The organism is Rhodoferax sp. MLSD5-FHT05B10, from assembly GCF_058793415.1.
Genome location: NZ_JBXAFT010000006.1, coordinates 96,056 through 113,367 on the forward strand (window position 1 = coordinate 96,056; position 17,312 = coordinate 113,367).

General features: G+C 67.5%; 17 protein-coding genes. 8 read left to right on the forward strand and 9 right to left on the reverse strand.

The features are described from left to right. The first annotated feature begins 114 nt into the window (after window positions 1-114). The 3 genes from AC1Q5W_RS11110 to AC1Q5W_RS11120 are packed head-to-tail and all read left to right on the forward strand — an operon-like array spanning window position 115 to window position 3,354. On the forward strand, window positions 115-573 hold the full coding sequence (locus AC1Q5W_RS11110; protein WP_492644580.1) for a glycine zipper family protein: 459 nt from the start codon (window positions 115-117) through the stop codon (window positions 571-573). A 13-nt stretch (window positions 574-586) separates the two neighbouring features. Next, window positions 587-2,128, forward strand: a complete 1,542-nt coding sequence (locus AC1Q5W_RS11115) for a DUF1800 domain-containing protein (RefSeq protein WP_492644579.1) — start codon at window positions 587-589, stop codon at window positions 2,126-2,128. Window positions 2,129-2,160: 32 nt separating this feature from the next. Then, complete coding sequence (locus tag AC1Q5W_RS11120; protein ID WP_492644578.1) at window positions 2,161-3,354, forward strand: DUF1501 domain-containing protein; 1,194 nt, start codon at window positions 2,161-2,163, stop codon at window positions 3,352-3,354. A 3-nt stretch (window positions 3,355-3,357) separates the two neighbouring features. On the opposite strand, the gene AC1Q5W_RS11125 is transcribed toward AC1Q5W_RS11120, so the two are convergent. From AC1Q5W_RS11125 to mnmG, 7 genes are all read right to left on the reverse strand, one after another. Beyond that, window positions 3,358-4,113 (reverse strand): class I SAM-dependent methyltransferase, encoded by a 756-nt coding sequence (locus AC1Q5W_RS11125; protein WP_492644577.1) that lies wholly within the window; start codon window positions 4,111-4,113, stop codon window positions 3,358-3,360. Next, window positions 4,100-5,032: a ParB/RepB/Spo0J family partition protein gene (locus AC1Q5W_RS11130; RefSeq protein WP_492644576.1), complete on the reverse strand. Its 933-nt coding sequence runs from the start codon at window positions 5,030-5,032 to the stop codon at window positions 4,100-4,102. Before AC1Q5W_RS11130 ends, AC1Q5W_RS11125 begins: the two co-directional genes overlap by 14 nt. Beyond that, window positions 5,033-5,581, reverse strand: coding sequence for an RBBP9/YdeN family alpha/beta hydrolase (locus AC1Q5W_RS11135; protein WP_492644575.1), 549 nt, complete (start codon window positions 5,579-5,581; stop codon window positions 5,033-5,035). Window positions 5,582-5,672: 91 nt separating this feature from the next. Further along, the gene (locus AC1Q5W_RS11140) at window positions 5,673-6,458 is read right to left on the reverse strand and encodes a ParA family protein (RefSeq protein ID WP_492644574.1); all 786 of its coding nucleotides are present in this window, start codon (window positions 6,456-6,458) and stop codon (window positions 5,673-5,675) included. 51 nt (window positions 6,459-6,509) lie between these two features. After that, window positions 6,510-7,124 (reverse strand): LysE family transporter, encoded by a 615-nt coding sequence (locus tag AC1Q5W_RS11145; RefSeq protein WP_492644573.1) that lies wholly within the window; start codon window positions 7,122-7,124, stop codon window positions 6,510-6,512. Window positions 7,125-7,223: 99 nt separating this feature from the next. Then, window positions 7,224-7,892 carry a 16S rRNA (guanine(527)-N(7))-methyltransferase RsmG gene (rsmG, locus tag AC1Q5W_RS11150; RefSeq protein ID WP_492644572.1) on the reverse strand — a complete coding sequence of 223 codons (669 nt, stop codon included), beginning with the start codon at window positions 7,890-7,892 and terminating at the stop codon, window positions 7,224-7,226. Then, window positions 7,892-9,931, reverse strand: coding sequence for a tRNA uridine-5-carboxymethylaminomethyl(34) synthesis enzyme MnmG (mnmG, locus tag AC1Q5W_RS11155; protein WP_492646147.1), 2,040 nt, complete (start codon window positions 9,929-9,931; stop codon window positions 7,892-7,894). The genes rsmG and mnmG overlap by 1 nt, the downstream gene beginning before the upstream one ends. Before the next feature lie 70 nt (window positions 9,932-10,001). Here mnmG and AC1Q5W_RS11160 point away from each other — a divergent pair, with 70 nt between their 5' ends. Next, entirely contained in the window at window positions 10,002-10,580 is a 579-nt protein-coding gene (locus AC1Q5W_RS11160) for an NADPH-dependent FMN reductase (RefSeq protein ID WP_492644571.1), read from the forward strand. Between the two features lie 9 nt (window positions 10,581-10,589). Here the strand turns inward: AC1Q5W_RS11160 and AC1Q5W_RS11165 are convergent, their stop codons facing one another. Then, a complete protein-coding gene (locus AC1Q5W_RS11165; RefSeq protein ID WP_492644570.1) occupies window positions 10,590-11,285 on the reverse strand; it encodes a Crp/Fnr family transcriptional regulator in 696 nt (231 codons plus the stop codon). Window positions 11,286-11,385: 100 nt separating this feature from the next. Here AC1Q5W_RS11165 and AC1Q5W_RS11170 point away from each other — a divergent pair, with 100 nt between their 5' ends. The 4 genes from AC1Q5W_RS11170 to gstA all read left to right on the forward strand — a co-directional run bounded on the left by AC1Q5W_RS11170 (window position 11,386) and on the right by gstA (window position 15,978). Continuing rightward, window positions 11,386-12,141 (forward strand): class II aldolase/adducin family protein, encoded by a 756-nt coding sequence (locus AC1Q5W_RS11170; protein WP_492644569.1) that lies wholly within the window; start codon window positions 11,386-11,388, stop codon window positions 12,139-12,141. A 65-nt stretch (window positions 12,142-12,206) separates the two neighbouring features. Continuing rightward, window positions 12,207-13,649, forward strand: a complete 1,443-nt coding sequence (locus AC1Q5W_RS11175) for a coniferyl aldehyde dehydrogenase (protein WP_492644568.1) — start codon at window positions 12,207-12,209, stop codon at window positions 13,647-13,649. Between the two features lie 48 nt (window positions 13,650-13,697). Beyond that, entirely contained in the window at window positions 13,698-15,305 is a 1,608-nt protein-coding gene (locus AC1Q5W_RS11180) for a GMC family oxidoreductase (protein WP_492644567.1), read from the forward strand. A 64-nt stretch (window positions 15,306-15,369) separates the two neighbouring features. Further along, window positions 15,370-15,978 carry a glutathione transferase GstA gene (gene gstA, locus AC1Q5W_RS11185; RefSeq protein WP_492644566.1) on the forward strand — a complete coding sequence of 203 codons (609 nt, stop codon included), beginning with the start codon at window positions 15,370-15,372 and terminating at the stop codon, window positions 15,976-15,978. Window positions 15,979-16,059: 81 nt separating this feature from the next. Here the strand turns inward: gstA and AC1Q5W_RS11190 are convergent, their stop codons facing one another. Continuing rightward, window positions 16,060-17,232, reverse strand: coding sequence for a YbfB/YjiJ family MFS transporter (locus AC1Q5W_RS11190; protein ID WP_492646146.1), 1,173 nt, complete (start codon window positions 17,230-17,232; stop codon window positions 16,060-16,062). Window positions 17,233-17,312 lie beyond the last annotated feature (80 nt).

Here is a 17,312-nt window from a genome sequence, read left to right on the forward strand (position 1 = left end):
GACGGGGTGCATGGCTGCGTCATCCCGTAGACTGGGATACGGGGCCATGCCCAATGCCTTGCCCCACGCGCGGGTGCCGCGCGTGCCACTGGACATCCACTACCGGGTCACACCATGCATCGTCTTGCCCTCCCCGCGTGCGCCACACTGGCCACCGCCCTCCTGCTGGCGGCCTGCGCCGCCTCTTCCGGCCCCAACAGCCCCAACGCCGGGCCGGTGCTCTACCCCAACGCCACCTACAACAGCCTGGGCGAAGCACGCGCCCGTGACGAGGTAGCGGCCTGCACCGCACGGGCCACCACGGCTGGCCTGACGCCGGAGGAAAAAGACAATGCCGTGGCCCAGGGGGCCACCAAGGGGGCCGCCGTGGGTGGCGTGGCCGGCGCCGTGAGTGCCGCCGTGCGGGGCCGCAGCCTGGAGAACGTGCTGGGCTCGGGTGCTGCCGGCGCCGCCATTGGCGGCTCGGCTGGGGCCACCGCAGGCGCCTTCCACAACAAGCCCAGCCAGACGTACCGGCATTTCGTACAGCGCTGCCTGCGTGACAAGGGGCTGGACGTGATCGGCTGGAACTGAGGCCGCGTCTGCCATGGACCGCAAGGGAAGCGCATGCCGGGCGGCACTGGGAATCGTGCTGGCCTGCTCCGCCGTGCTGGGCCTGTGCGCCGAACGCCCACTCCAGCCGGATGACGTGCGCTGGATCAACCGCCTGACCTACGGGCTCGATTCCACCACCCTGGCGCAGTACCGGGCCCTGGGACGCAAGCAGTTCCTGGAGCAGCAACTAGCCCCCGCAAGCGACACCCTGCCCGCCGCGGTCCAGCACACGATTGACGCGCTGAGCATCAGCACCCACACGGCCGCCCGGCTGCTGGCGGACGCCGACGTGGAGAACCGCCGCATCAACGCCCTGCCGGACGGCGACGAAAAGAGCGCCGCCCGCCGGGCCCTGCAGGACGCGCAGGAGCGCGTAGTCCAGGAAGCTGCCAAACGCCACCTGCTGCGCGCCGTGTACTCTCCCGCGCAACTCAAGGAACAAATGACCTGGTTCTGGCTGAACCACTTCAGCGTGTTCCGCTACAAGGCCAACTTGCGGTGGTCCGTTGCAGACTACGAGGAACAGGCCATACGCCCGCACGCCCTGGGCAACTTTCGCGATCTGCTGCTGGCCACCATGAAGCACCCGGCCATGCTGGTGTACCTGGACAACGCCCAGAGCGCAGCCGGCAGGATCAACGAGAACTACGCCCGGGAACTGCTGGAGCTGCACACCATGGGGGTGGACGGCGGCTACACGCAGCAGGACGTGCAGGAACTGGCGCGCGTGCTGACGGGCCTGGGGGTCAACACCGGTGCCGCGCCCTCGCGCGTCAAACCGGCGGTGCAGCACTTGCTGGTCAACGAGGGGGCTTTCGAATTCAATCCGGACCGGCATGACTTCGGCGACAAGACGCTGCTGGGGCACACCCTGGCAGGCAGCGGCCTGACCGAGGTGGCCCAGGCCGTGGACCTGCTGGTGCGCAACCCCGCCACCGCACATTTCATCGCCCGCAAGCTGGCCGTCCAGTTCGTTGCGGACGACCCGCCCCCGGCCCTGGTGGAGCGTATGGCCCGCGCGTTCATCCGTTCCGATGGCGATATCCCCAGCGTGCTGCGCGTGATGTTCAACTCCCGGGAGTTCGATGCCAGCCTGGGGACCAAGTTCAAGGACCCGATGCACTACGTCGTGTCCGCCCTGCGCCTGGCCTATGACACCCCCACGCAAAGCGGCCGCTTCTTTGTCAACCTCAAACCGGCCAACGCCATGCTCAACGCCCTGGGCGAGAGCCTGTACGGCCACCTGACGCCCGACGGCTACGGCCTGCGTGCCGCGGACTGGAACAGCGCCGGACAGATGGGCAAACGCTTTGAAATTGCCAAATGGATCGGCAGCGGCAACGCCGGGTTGTTTGATCCGGATGACGGTAACCCGGCACAGGTCACCGGCTTTCCCCAATTGGGCAACCGGCTGTTTTTCGACGCCCTGGAGCCCGGCCTGTCGCCGGCGCTGCGCACGGCACTGGCCCAGGCGTCGACCCAGTGGGAATGGAATGCCTACCTGCTGGCGTCGCCCGATTTCATGTTCCATTGAACTGCTGTGTGCCCACCCCTGGAGCGACGCCCATGAAACGCAGAACCCTGTTGCAAGCCGGTCTGGCGGCCACCACGTTGGCCAGCGGTATCCGGCTGCACGCCGCACCCGCCACCCAGAACCGTTTCCTGCTGGTGTTCCTGCGCGGCGGGTATGACGCGGCCAACCTGCTCGTCCCCAGCGGCAGCCCTTTCTATTACGAGGCCCGCCCCACCCTGGCCATCGCGCGGCCGGCCCCTGCCAACCCGCAGGCAGCACTGGCCCTGGACGGGCACTGGAGCCTGCATCCGGCGCTGCGCGACAGCATTGCGCCGATGTGGGCGCGCAAGGAAGTGGCGTTCATCCCCTTCGCCGGCACCCACGATGCGTCCCGCAGCCATTTCGAGACCCAGGACCGCATCGAAGCCGGTCTGGCTGGCCCGGCCGGCAGCGCCGTGGCCTCCGGCTTCCTGAACCGCCTGTCGCAGGTGCTGGGCAGCGCATCCATCGCCTTCACGGATGCCCTGCCGACCGTCTTCAAGGGAGACGTGGGCGTGGCGAACATCTCGCTCAAGGGGGTAGGCAAACCGGCTTTCGATGCACGGCAGTCCGGCGTGTTGGCCGGCCTGTACCAGGGGCACGCGCTGGAAGGCGCCGTGCGCGAGGGATTGGACCTGCGCCAGGAAGTGGCGCGCGAGCTGGACCAGGAAATGCAGATGGCCAATCGGGGCGCCATTTCCGCCAAGGGGTTCGAACTGGAAGCCCGGCGCATCGCCCGCCTGATGCGCGAGCGCTACCAGATCGGCTTTGTGGATATTGGCGGCTGGGACACCCACATCAACGAAGGGGCCGCGCAGGGCCCGCTGGCCAACAACCTGGCCGATCTGGGGCGGGGCCTGTCGGGTTTCGCCCAGGAGATGGGCCCAGCCTGGAAGCAGACGGTGGTGGTGGTGCTCTCCGAATTTGGCCGCACGTTCCGGGAAAACGGCACCCGGGGCACCGACCACGGCCATGGCACGGTGTACTGGGTGCTGGGGGGCGGACTGGGCAGCACCGCGGGCGGCAAGGTGGTGGGCGCGCAGCAGGCGCTGGAGCCCGCCACGCTGTTCCAGAACCGGGACTATCCCGTGCTCAACGAATACCGCGCCGTGCTGGGAGGGCTGCTGGGCCGCATGTACGGCCTCTCGCCCCGGGACCTGGAGCGCATCTTCCCCAATGCCCCGGCGCAGGATTGGGGCCTGGTCTAGGCCTCAGGGCATGCGGTACACCCAGACCGCACGCCCGTCGGGCGCGGTCAGGGTGTGGGTCGGCGCCACTGCGGGGTCCTGGAACTCCAGGCTCACCAGCCAGCTGCCGCGGCGCATCTGGCTGCGCGCCTTGTGCAGCGCGCGCGCCATGCTCTCGGGCCGCTGGAACAGGTAGACCAGGTCGTAGCCCGACCAGTCGGCACGCCAGATGTCATCGCGGCGCACCCGCGCCCAGGGGCAGCGCAAGGCGCAGGCCGCGCGCAGCGGCCAGCTCCACTCCAGACCATGCAGTTGTGCCTGCGGGTAGGCCCGGCGCAGGGCCAGCAGCCCGTCGCCGAGGCCGCAGCCGGCGTCCAGCACACGGGCACCAGGGGCCAGCGGGACATGCGCCGCCAGAGTGTCCAGCGCCTGGCGCGGCGTGGGAAACAGGGGCGCATCGCGCCAGGCATTGAGGGGATAGACCAGCAGCAGCAAGGCCAGCGGCACCAGCCAGGCCCAAGCCGGCGCGGCCGCCAGGCCCGCGGCGGGCAGGGACAAGGCCAGCGACAGGGGAAACCCCGCCGCAATGAACAGACGGCGCCACCAGGTGTGGCCCCACAGGCTGGCCGTCACGCCCAGGGCCGACGCCAGCGCCAGGGCGGTGGTCATTTCCCAACCCCAGCCCTGGGCCAGGTGAAACAGGCCCCAGGCAGCCGCCCAGGCCAACAAGGCCGGCAGCGGCCAGGTTCCCAGAAACGCGAAACGCTTAGCGGCTGGCACCGGGTGAGAGCCGCTCGATGAGCCCGTTGAGCTCATCCAGCGAGCCGAACTGGATGACCACCTCCCCCATTTCCTCCAGGCGCCCGGCACGCTTGACGCGCTTCTTGACGTGGATTTCAACCTGCGCCATGAGCAGGTCCGACAGCTCTTCCTCCACGCGCTTGAGGTCGCGCGACTTCTCTTTCTTGGGCTTGGTGGACGTGAGCGTGAACTCGGCGCTGAGTTTCTTGACCAGGCTCTCGGCCTCGCGCACCGACATTTTCTTGGCCGCGATCTGGTTGGCGGCGGTGATCTGGGTGGCGCGGTCCAGCGCCAGCAGGGCGCGGGCGTGGCCCATGTCAAGGTCGCCGGCCATCAGCATGGTCTGCACCGGGTCGGCCAGGTTCAGGAGGCGCAGCAGGTTGCTGGCGGCGCTGCGCGAACGGCCCACGGCCTGCGCCGCCGTTTCGTGAGTGAGTCCGAACTCCTTGATCAGGCGTTGCAGGCCCTGGGCTTCTTCCAGCGGGTTGAGGTCTTCGCGCTGGATATTCTCGATGAGCGCCATGGCAGCGGCGGCCTCGTTGGGCACGTCGCGCACCAGCACCGGCACACTGTCGAGCCCGGCCAGCCGGGCAGCGCGGAAGCGCCGCTCGCCAGCAATGATCTCGTATTTGCCAGCGTTGGCGCCGTCGGCCAGGCGCCGCACCAGGATGGGCTGCATGATGCCCTGCACCTTGATGCTCTCGGCCAGCTCGTACAGGGCGCCCTCGTCCATGCGGGTGCGGGGCTGGTACATGCCCGCCACCATGTCGTCGAGCATCAGGGTGCTTGGCAGCCCCGAGTTGGCGGCACCCGCATCGGCCGGCGCGCGGTCCTTGACCTTGGGGCCCAGCAAGGCCTCCAGACCCATGCCCAGGCCCTTGGGTTTCTTGGTAACCATTCAGTTCTCCCTCATTAATTGCATCAGAATTGCGTGCCCCTGCGGCCAGTCGCCCAGCCCGGAAGCGGCATTGATATGGCCGGCGTGGCCGTAGTCCACAAAGGTGGAGCCCCACGCGCCGGCAAAGTCCTGGGCGCGCTGCAGGCTGCAATAGGGATCATCGTGGCTGCCCAGCAGGACGCTGGGAAACGGCAGGCGCTGCAGCACCACTGGCGACCAGCTCTTGAGTGCCGCGCGCAGCTCTTCACGCTCGGGGTCGCCCGGCGCCACCAGCAAGGCCGCCTTCACCCGGTGGGTATTGCGGGAATGCGCGGCCCATGCCGCCGTGAGGATGCAACCCAGGCTGTGCGCCACCAGCACCACCGCAGCAGGGGCCGCCAAAACAGCCTCTTCCAGCTGTGCCATCCAGTCACCCCGCAGCGGCTGCATCCAGTCGTGCTGCTCCACGCGCACGTAGCCGTGCAGCGCCTCCCAGCGGCTCTGCCAGTGGTCGGGCCCGGAGTCTTGCCAGCCGGGCAGGATCAGGACCGGATCGGAAGAAGTGCTCATGTCGTTTTATTGCTATTATTTTGATAGCTTCCTGCGCAATGAATACGGGCTTTTGAGCCTTGTTTCATGCTGAATTTCTGCTGCCGTGCGCTCACATGGCCTTGATGCGGTCCACCATTTCCTGCGCGAACGTGACAAACGCCTGCGCCCCCTTGGACGAGGGATCGAACACCACGCCGGGCACGCCGTAGCTGGGCGCTTCGGCCAGGCGCACGTTGCGCGGAATGACGGTGTCGAACACCTTGTCGGAGAAGTGGGCCTTGAGCTGGTCGCTGACCTGCTGCTGCAGGGTGATGCGCGGGTCGAACATGACGCGTAGCAGGCCGATGATCTGCAGGTCGTCGTTGAGATTGGCCTTGACCTGCTTGATGGTGTTGACCAGATCGGTCAGGCCTTCGAGTGCAAAGTACTCGCACTGCATGGGCACGATCACGCCGTGCGCGCAGCACAGGCCGTTGAGCGTGAGCATGGACAGGCTTGGAGGGCAGTCGATGAGCACGAAGTCGTACTCGGCATCCACCACCGCCAGCGCCTGCTTGAGGCGGCGCTCGCGGCGCTCCACTTCCACCAATTCCACCTCGGCCCCGGCGAGCTCGCGGTTGGCGCCCAGGATGTCGTAGCTGCAGCCGCCGTCCTTGAGCTTGTCGCTTTGCGCGCGCGCTTCGGCAATGGAGGCGGATTCGAGCAGCACGTCGTACACGGTGAGCTCCAGTTGGCGCTTGTCCACGCCTGAGCCCATGGTGGCATTGCCCTGCGGGTCCAGGTCGATCATCAGCACCCGCTGTCCGACCTTGGCCAAGCCGGCCGCCAGGTTTACCGTGGTGGTGGTTTTGCCAACGCCACCTTTTTGGTTGGCAACACAGAAAATTTTGGCCATGGGGTGCTTACCTGAGAATGGAAGGAAACGGAGAATGCAAGACCGCGGGGCTCAGCGGGACAGCGCCAGCTTGGCACCAAAGCCAATGAGGAACACCCCGGCCAGTTTTTCCAGGGTGCGGGAAATCCGGGGATTGGCGCGCAGCCGTTCCGCCAGAAAGTGCGTCAGCAGCACGACGGCGAAGCAGTAGACAAAAGCCAGGGCCGCCACGGTGAGCGCCATCACCCCGAAGGTCACCAGGCCCAGGTGCTGGGTCGGGTCGATGAACAGCGGGAAGAAGGCCATGTAAAACACGATGGCCTTGGGATTGAGCACCGTGATCGTCAGCGCCTGCTGGAAATAGTGGTGCGGCTTGATGTGCAGAATGGGCGCCGCGCCGGGCTTGGCCGTCAGCATCTTGAAGCCCAGCCAGGCCAGGTAGCCGGCACCCAGCCACTGCACGGCCCGAAACGCCGTGGGGTACGCGGCCAGCACGGCGGCCACACCGGCCACGGCCAGCCACATCAGGACCTGGTCGCCCGCCATCAGCCCCAGCGTGGCGGCCAGGCCACCCCGCAGACCACCCTTGGTGGTGGAGGTGATGATGGCCAGATTCCCGGGGCCGGGAATGAACAGCAGAATGATGAAGGCGGCGACAAAGGCGCCGTAGTCGGCTATGCCAAACATGGGGAATTCCTTGGGGCGTGGCCCGCAGACCGCTGCGGGCAGAGGGAGCAAGTTTACGTTACCTTTCGGCCCGTCCGGCGGACGGGCACGCGGCCGGCGTCAGGCAGCGCGTTTGCGCATCCAGACAATGCAGCGTTCTGCATCCAGCCCCGGCACCAGCAGCTGTTCCACGTGAAACACTTCCACGTCGGCGGGCAAGGCGGCCACTTCGTCGTCGGGGTGCTTGCCCTTCATGGCCATCCAGACGCCCTGCCCGGCCAGCGCGGCGCCGGACCAGTGGGTGAAATCCGCCAGCGAGGCAAAGGCGCGGGAACTGACCACGTCATACGGTTCGGTGAGCGACTCCACCCGGGCGTGCAATCCGCGCAGGTTGGGCAGCTTCAGGCTGACGGCCACCTGCTGGATGAACGCAGCCTTCTTGGCCACGGTATCCACGCAGTGCACGGTGATGTCAGGGCAGCAGATGGCAATGACAATGCCGGGCAGACCGGCTCCCGAGCCGACGTCCAGCAGGCGGATGGCAGACGCCTCGCCCGCCGGCACCGCCCGTTGGGCCACCTGCCGGCGCAGGGGGCGGATCACCGCCAGGCTGTCCAGCAGATGGTATGTCAACATTTCCGCCGGATCACGCACCGCCGTCAGGTTGTAGACCTTGGTCCACTTCTGGATCAGCTCCAGGTAATCCAGCAGGCGGCCCACCTGCGCGTCGTCCAACTCCAGCGCCAGCGCCGCCAGCCCCTGGCGCAAGCCCGGTTCGAGCGCGCGCATCAGGCCGCCCCTTCCGCTGCCGGCGCCGGCGGGTTGCCGGCAAAACCGCGGAAATTGCCCTTCTTCAAATGGATGAGCAACAAGGAAATGGTGGCCGGCGTGATACCCGACATGCGCGACGCCTGCCCCAGGGTTTCCGGCCGCTGCTTGTTCAGGCGCTGACGTGCCTCGATGCTCAGAGCCGTGACCTGCATGTAATCCAGCTCCGGCGGCAGCCGCAGGTTTTCGTAATGGCTCGCCCGCTCCACCTCGTCCTTCTGGCGGTCGATGTAGCCGGAGTACTTGGCAGCAATCTCCACCTGCTCCACCACCGCCGCCACGAACACCGCCTGCGCCTGGGCGGCCGGGTCAGTGGTGGACTCTCCCAAAGAGGTTTCACGTGAAACAACAGGCGGCAGGTCCGGGTTGGCGTACCGCCCGTCCTGCAGCGACATCAGGGTGGCATAGTCCACATCGGGGCGGCGCAGCAAATCGGCCAGGTTGTATTCGTGGTCAATCGCCTTGCCCAGCACCCGCTCGGATTCACTGGCCGGCAGGTTCTTGGGGCTGACCCAGATGGAACGCAGGCGCTCTGTTTCACGTGAAACAGCATCGCGCTTGCGGCAGAAGGCAGCCCAGCGGGCGTCATCCACCAGCCCCAGCTTGCGGCCGGTCTCGGTCAGGCGGGCGTCGGCATTGTCCTCGCGCAGCTGCAGGCGGAACTCGGCCCTGCTGGTGAACATGCGGTAGGGCTCGGTCACGCCCTTGGTGATCAGGTCGTCCACCAACACACCCAGGTAGGCCTCGTCGCGTCCGGGCGTCCAGGTGTCCTGGCCCCAGGCGTTCCGGGCACCGGCCTGCAGGGCAGCGTTCACCCCGGCGAACAGGCCCTGGGCAGCGGCCTCCTCGTAACCGGTGGTGCCGTTGATCTGGCCGGCAAAGAACAGGCCCTGGATCTGGCGTGTCTCGAAGCTGCTCTTGAGGCTGCGCGGATCGAAGTAGTCGTACTCGATGGCGTAACCCGGACGCAGGATGTGGGCGTTCTCCAGCCCCGGCATGCTGCGCACCAGCGCGTACTGGATGTCAAACGGCAGGCTGGTGCTGATGCCGTTGGGGTAGTACTCGTGCGTGGTCAGGCCTTCGGGTTCCAGGAAAATCTGGTGACTGTCCTTGTCGGCAAAGCGGTTGATCTTGTCTTCCACGCTGGGGCAGTAGCGCGGCCCCACTCCCTCGATCTTGCCGGTGAACATGGGGCTGCGGTCAAACCCACTGCGGATGATGTCGTGGGTGCGCGCGTTGGTGTGGGTGATCCAGCACGGCATCTGCTGCGGGTGCATGTCCAGCCGGCCCATGAAACTGAACACCGGCATGGTCGGGCTCATGCCGCCGGGCATGCCGTCACCGGGCTGTTCCTCGCACTTGCTGAAATCGATGGAGCGGCCGTCCAAGCGCGGCGGCGTGCCCGTCTTCAGACGCCCCTGCGGCAGCTTCAGTTCCTTGAGCCGGGCGCTGAGCGACACGGCCGGCGGGTCGCCGGCGCGTCCGGCCGCGTAGTTGTTCAGCCCCACATGGATCTTGCCGTCCAGGAAGGTGCCGGCCGTCAGCACCACGGTCCGGGAGCGAAAGCGGATGCCCACCTGCGTGACGGCACCGACCACCCGGTCGCCCTCCACCATCAGGTCATCCACCGCCTGCTGGAACAGCCACAGGTTGGGCTGGTTTTCCAGCATGCGGCGGATGGCCGCCTTGTACAGGATGCGGTCGGCCTGCGCCCGGGTGGCGCGCACGGCCGGGCCCTTGCTGGAGTTGAGGGTGCGAAACTGGATGCCGGACTCGTCAGTGGCCAAGGCCATGGCGCCGCCCAGGGCATCCACCTCTTTCACCAGATGGCCCTTGCCGATGCCGCCGATGGACGGGTTGCAGCTCATCTGCCCCAAGGTCTCGATGTTATGGCTCAGCAGCAGGGTCTTGCACCCCATGCGGGCAGCGGCCAGGGCGGCCTCGGTACCGGCGTGACCGCCGCCGACGACGATGACGTCGAATTCTTGTGGGTAGAGCATGGGGCCGATTTTACCGGGCGCCCCCTGTGCAGGGCGGCCCCAGCCCGCAAACCCGGCCACAATGGCGGGCATGAAACTCCTGATCTTTGCCGGCAGCACCCGCCAACACTCCTTCAACCGCCGCCTCGCCCACGTGGCCGCGGCCCAAGCCCGCGCCGCCGGGGCCGAGGTCACCCTGCTGGAACTCGCCACAATGGACATTCCGCTGTACAACGCCGACCTGGAAGCCCGGGGCACGCCGCCCGATGTGCTGCGCCTCAAGGAAACGCTGGACGCCCATCCGGCCTGGATCATCTGCTCGCCCGAGTACAACGGCAGCTACACCGGCCTGCTCAAGAACACCATCGACTGGGCTTCCAGCCCGGTCCACGGCCACCCGGTCTGGGGCAGCGGCGAGCGGCCCTTTGCCGGCAAGGTGGTGGGCCTGCTCAGCGCCTCCAACGGCGCCCTGGGGGGCCTGCGCTCCCTGAGCCACCTGACCCCGCTGCTGCACAACCTGCAGTGCTGGGTGTGCCCGCGCCAGTTCGCCCTGAACCATGCCAGCGACGCCTTTGACGCGCAGGGGCAGCTCCCGTCCGAGGCGCACCGCAACCGGGTGCAGGCCGTGCTGGACCAGGTGCTGTGGGCCGGCCAGCGGCTGGCGGCCTGAGGCGCGCGCTCAGGCCAGCGCGCTGTGCTGCTCCAGCCCGGACAGCGACACGATCTCGATCTGCCCGTACCCCAAGGCCAGCACACCCGCCTCCACCAGCGCCTTGAGTTCCTTGGACAGCGTCTGGCGGGTGATGCCCAGCATCATCGCCAGCGCCTCCTGCGACACCGTCACCCGCACGCGGGCGTCGCTGGCCATGGTGGCGTCTCCGCGGGCCAGGGCCAGCAGGCGCCGGGCAATCCGGGTGCGGGTGGAGCGCAGCATGGAGTCCTCCAGCAGTCCGTACAGCCCCCGCACCCGGGCGCACAGCAGCAGGTTCACCGCGCGAGCAAAGGCGCTGCGCTGCATCAGGCGTGCAAAGGCGTGCGGACTGATCACCAGCACCTCGCTGGCCCGCACGGCCGTCACATCGTGCGGGCGCGGCTGTCCGTCGAGCAACGAAGTCTCGCCCAGCCAGTTGCCCGCCTCCACCACCGACAGGATGCCCTCGCGCCCGTCCTCCCCCAGGGTGGACACCTTCAGGGCGCCGGCCACCAGGCCCAGAAAGCCCCCCGCCGGATCGCCCTTGCGGTAGAGCATCTCGCCGGAGCGCACCGACACCCGGTCTGCCACCGCCAGCATGGCCCGGCGCTCGGCCAGCGGCAGGCTGCCGAACCAGGGATTGCGCGACAAGGTTTCCAGCAAGGCTTTTTTGGAGTCCGCCATCCATTTCCCCCCGGTAAATACCCTAGATTGTAAATTTTTTAACAGTCTAGCACCGGGCATGCGGTTACCGTGCGGGCTTGTTGTCATCCGGAGCCTGTGCATGAACATACCGTCCCTCAAGGACAAGGTCAGCCCCGAAGAGTGGAAGCTGCGCGTCGACCTCGCCGCCTGCTACCGGCTGGTGGCGGCCTACGGCTGGAGCGACCTGGTGTTCACCCACATCAGCGCCCGCATTCCGGGGCCGGAGCACCAGTTCCTGATCAACCCCTACGGCCTCATGTTCGACGAGATCACCGCCAGCAGCCTGGTCAAGGTGGATCAGCAGTGCAACAAGCTCATCGACTCGCCTTTCCCCGTCAACCCGGCCGGCTTCGTCATCCACAGCGCGGTGCATGAGGTGCGCGCGGACGCGGGCTGCGTGCTGCACACCCACACCCGCGCCGGCGTGGCCGTCAGCGCCCAGCAATGCGGCGTGCTGCCCATCAGCCAGCAGTCCACCTTCGTGCTGGGCTCGCTGGCGTACCACACCTACGAAGGCGTGGCCTTCCGCGAGGACGAGAAGCCGCGCCTGCAGGCCGACCTGGGGCAGGCCAACTTCCTCATGCTGCGCAACCACGGCCTGCTGACCGTGGGCCGCACCATTGCCGACGCCTTCCTGTCCATGTACACCTTCGAGTCCACCTGCCAGATCCAGATCGGCGCCCAGGCCGGTGGCGCCCTGACCACGGTCGATCCCCGCATCGTCCAGGGCGTGGCCGAAGCCATGCGCGTGCAGACCGGCGGTCTGGGCGGGGCCTTCGTCTGGCCCGCGCTGATCCGCAAGCTCGAGCGCACAGACCCCAGCTACCGTACCTGAGCACATCCGCGCGTTTGCGCGCATCATCCGTCCAACAGCCATTCATTTACCGAAAGAGGCCCGCCATGTCCGCCATTCCCCTGCATGCCACCGTCCCGGTCGACGCCATCCGCCACACGCTGGAAGAAACCCTGCAGCTGCAGCGCGCCGCCTACCTGGCCAACCCCATCCCCACCCTGGCCCAGCGCAAGGCCGACCTGCTCAAGCTCAAGGCCTTTGTGCAGGACAACCGCGAAGGGCTGGTCCAGGCCGTGAATGCCGACTACGGCAACCGCTCGCGCCACGAGACCCTGTTCACCGAAATCTTTACCGTGGTCGACGGCGTGGAACACGTCCTCAAGCACCTCAAGAAGTGGATGAAGCCGCAGCGCCGCGGCGTGGACCTGCGCAATTTCTTCGGCGCCAGCAACCGGGTCATCCCCCAGCCCCTGGGCGTGGTGGGCGCCATCGTGCCCTGGAACTTTCCCATCAACCTGAGCTTCACCGGCCTGATCTACACCTTTGCCGCGGGCAACCGGTCCATGGTGAAGATGTCGGAAAATTCCCGTCACCTGGCCCAGTTCCTGATCGACAAGATCCCGGCCTACTTCCCGCGCGAAAAGCTGGCCTTCTTTGACGAGACCGGCGGCGTGGGCATCGAGTTCTCCCAGCTCAAGTTCGACCACATCCTGTTCACCGGCTCCGGCCCCACGGGGCGCGCCGTCATGGCGGCGGCGGCCCAGAACCTGTGCCCGGTGACGCTGGAGCTGGGCGGCAAGTCCCCGGCCATCATCTGCGACGACTTCCCGCTGCGCAAGGCCGCCGAGCGGCTGCTGTTCGTGAAATGCCTCAACGCCGGCCAGATCTGCACCACCGTGGACCACGCGTTCGTGCCGCACAACAAGATCGCCACGTTCGTCGCCATGGCCAAGGAAATCGTGACCCAGCGCTACCCCTCGCTGGACACGCCCGACTTCACCTCCATCATCGACGAGCGCGCCTTCAACCGCATCACGGCCGCCATGGAGGAAGCCGAGGCGCGCGGCGCCACCCTGGTGCAACTGATTCCGGGCAAGAAGTGGGACGCCAGCACCCGCAAGATTGCGCCGCACATCGTCCTCAACGCCCCCGACGACTGCGCCCTGCGCACGCGCGAGATTTTTGGCCCCGTGCTGCCGGTGATCGGCTTCAACGCCATCGAAGAACCCATTGCCGCCATCAACGCCCGCCCGCGTCCGCTGGCGCTCTACCCCTTCAGCAACGACCGTCAGCAGATCCAGACCCTGCTGGACCGCGTCATGTCCGGCGGCGTGAGCGTCAACGACGGCCTGTTCCACGTCGCCCAGCATGACCTGCCCTTTGGCGGCGTGGGCGACAGCGGCATGGGCCACTACCACGGCTACGAAGGCTTCGCGACCTTCTCCAAGATGCGCCCGGTGTTCTACCAGGCACCCTTCAGCGCCATCAAGTTCATGTGGCCCCCGTACGGCAAATTTGCCACCAAGTACCTGGACTTCCTGACCAAATAACGCCGGGGCAGGCCCGGCCTGCCCCCTCCTTCACAGCAAAGGTATTTCATGAGTCTGCAAGAATTTGACTACGTGGTGGTCGGCGGTGGCGCGTCCGGTTGCGCCCTGGCCGGGCGTCTGTGCGAAGACCCCCAGGTGTCGGTGTGCCTGATCGAAGCCGGCGGCCGCGACGACACCGTGTTCGTGCGCGCCCCCCTGGGTTTCGCCGCCACGCCGCACCTCAACCTCAACACCTGGGGCTACAACACTGTGCCCCAGCGCGGCCTGTACGGGCGCAAGGGCTACCAGCCCCGCGGCAAGGTCATGGGCGGCTCCTCCTCGGTCAACGCCATGGTCTACACGCGCGGCAACCGCAACGACTACGACCACTGGGCCGCCCAGGGCAACCCGGGCTGGAGCTACCAGGACCTGCTGCCCCTGTTCAAACGTTCGGAAAACAACGAGTGCTTCGGTGCCACCGAATACCGGGGTGTGGGCGGGCCGCTGAACGTGGGCTACCTGCGCAGCCCCAGCGTCCTCAACGAAGCCTTCATGCAGGCCTGCGTGGAGCAGGGCCTGCCGCGCAACCCCGACTACAACGCGGCCAGCCAGTACGGCGTTTCCCCCGCCCAGGTCACCCAGAAAACCGGTGAACGCTGGAACGCCGCACGCGGTTACATCGACCCCCACCGGGGCCAGCCCAACCTCAGCATCATCACCGGCGCCCACACCACCCGCGTGCTGCTCGACGGCAAGCGCGCCACCGGCGTGGAGTTCCTGCAGGGCGGCAGCACCCAGCAGGTCAAGGCCCGGCGGGAAGTCATCCTGAGCGGCGGTGCCTACGGTTCGCCCCAGCTGCTCATGCTGTCGGGCATCGGCCCGGCGGCGCACCTGCAGCAGCATGGCATTGCCGTGCAGCACGACCTGCCCGGCGTCGGGCAGAACCTGCACGACCACGTCACCACCGTGCTGATCTACCGCAGCCCGCGCACGGACGCCACCATTGGCATGTCGCTGCGGGGCGCCTGGGCCATGCTCAAGGCCGTCTTCGAGTGGCGCAGCAAGCGCACCGGCTGGATCACCACCAACGTGGCCGAGGTGCAGGGTTTCCTCTCCACCGAAGGCAACCCGGACCATCCCGACATCCAGCTGGCCCTGTGCACCGGCATTGTGGACGACCACACCCGCAAGAGCCACCTCGGCCACGGCTACACCCTGCACGTCACGCTGATGCGCCCCAAGAGCCGCGGCTCGGTCACGCTGGCCAGCGCCAAACCCACCGATGCGCCGCTGATCGACCCGGGCTACCTGGCGCACCCCGATGACCTGGCCGTCCTGACCAAGGGCACGCAGATGGGCTTTGACATCATGGAGTCCAAGGCCCTGGCGCCCTTTCGCGGCAAGATGCTCTACCCGCTGGAGCGCAACAACCCGGCACAGATCGAGCGTTTCCTGCGCCAGCACTCCGACACCGAATACCACCCGGTCAGCACCTGCAAGATGGGCCCGGCCAGCGACCCCATGGCCGTGGTGGACGCCACGCTGCGCGTGCACGGCCTGCAGGGCCTGCGCGTGGCCGACGCCTCCATCATGCCCGAGCTGATCACCGGCAACACCAACGCCCCGTCGATGGTGATCGGCGAAAAGGCCGCCGACCTGATCCGATCCGGGGCTTGACCCCAGCCCCTGCAGGCGCGGGGGAATCCCGCTAGCATGCAAAGCCTCTTCACCAGGAATTCGCATGAAACTCTATTACTCCCCCGGCGCCTGCTCCCTGTCTCCCCACATCGCCCTGATGGAAGCCGGCCTGCCGTTTGAGGCCATTGCCGCCCCCACCAAGACGCACCAGTTGCCCGACGGCACCGACTACTACACCGTCAACCCGCTGGGCTACGTGCCCTTCCTGACACTGGACGACGGCCGCAGCCTGCACGAAGGCCCGGCCATCGTCCAATACATTGCCGACCAGGTGCCGGCCAAGCAGCTGGCACCCGCCAACGGCACCTACGAGCGCTACAAGCTGCAGGAATGGCTGACCTTCATCGGCACCGAGCTGCACAAGACCTTCTCCCCCCTGTTCGTGCCCACCACCCCCGCCGAAACCAAGGCCACGGCCCTGGAGCGCCTGCAAGGCCGGCTGAAATGGGTGGACGGCGAGCTCGCCGGCAAGCAGTACCTGATGGGTGACACCTTCACCGTGGCCGACGGCTACCTGTTTGTGGTGACCAACTGGCCCCAGTACGTGGGCCTGGACTTGTCGCCCTACCCCAACCTGCTGGCCTACCGCGCCCGCGTCGCCGCGCGCCCCGCCGTCATCGCTGCCATGAAGGCCGAAGGCCTGCTCAAGTAAACCGCGCCCAAGCCCCGGCCGCGTGTCGGGGTTGGCCATGCGCTATCAAAAAGCGAGCTGTCTGCGCAAGCAGTACACCGCTTACAGGGCTTTTTGACGCCAGGCCAGCAGCGCACCCAGCCACAGCGCCACCGCCGAAAACACCAGGCCGCGCGCCAGCCCGCCGGGGCCGTCGGCAATCCAGCCCACCACCGTGGGCCCCACGATCTGCCCGGCCGCAAACACCGTGGTGAACGCGCTGATGCCCGCCGCCCAGGCGTTGTGCGGCAGGTTGTGGCGCACCAGCGCCGTGGTCGACGCCACCACCGACAGGAACACGCCGCCAAACAGCAGGCCCGAGGCCAGCACCACCGGCCAGGACTGGGTCAACGCCGGCAGGATGGTTGCCACGCCCAGCAGGGCGTTCAGGGTGGCCAGTGCCCGGCCGCTGCGGTGGCGGTCCAGCAGGCCGGCCCAGATGCGCGAGGACGCCACCACCGCCACCCCCAGCAGGCCATAGAACACCGTCACGGCCAGCGCACTGCTGCCCTGCTGGCGCAGCAGCGCCACCACGAAGGTCATGTAGCCGATGTAACCGACGCCAAACAGGGTGTAACCCGCCAGGGCAAAGCCAAACTCCCGCCAGCGAAACACGCCCGCAGGGGCATTGCCCGCGGCTGCCGGTGGCGCCCACTGCGCCATCACCCGTGCCGGCCACAGCAGCACGCCACTGGCCAGCGCGCACGCCAGCGCCAGGCCCCACCAGGCCCAGCGCCATCCGTGCAGGGCGCCCTGCGCCCACTCCAGCAGCCAGGGCACCAGGGCGGCCGACAGCACGATGCCCAGCCCCGTGCCGCCGTAGTACAGGCCAATCAGCAAGCCCCCGCGCGCCGGGTCCTGCGCGCCCAGGCGGGCCGCCAGCAGGCCACCGGCAATGAACACCAGCGCACTGGCCACGCCGGCCAGCAGGCGCTGCAGCAGCAGGGGCTCGGTGGCCGTGAAGAAGCCGCTCAAGGCCATGAAGACGCTGGCCAGCACGGCACCGCCCCACAGCAGGGTGGGCGCCCCCAGGCGCCGCATCAGCCAGGGCGTGGTCAGGGCACCCAGGAAATAGCCCATGGCATTGGCGGTGTTCATGGCGCCGGCCAGCGTGTACGACCAGCCCAGGTCGGTGCGCATGGCGGGCAGCAGCAGGCCGTAGGCAAACCGGGTAATGCCCAGGGACACGGCGGCCCCCAGTGAGAGCGCCAGGGCCAGCCCCCACAGATGTCGCAAAGGTGTCAAGAAACGCACTCCCGGCAAGATGAACGAGCTTGCATTTTGCGGCAGGGACACCAACTCCGGGCTACGCGGTG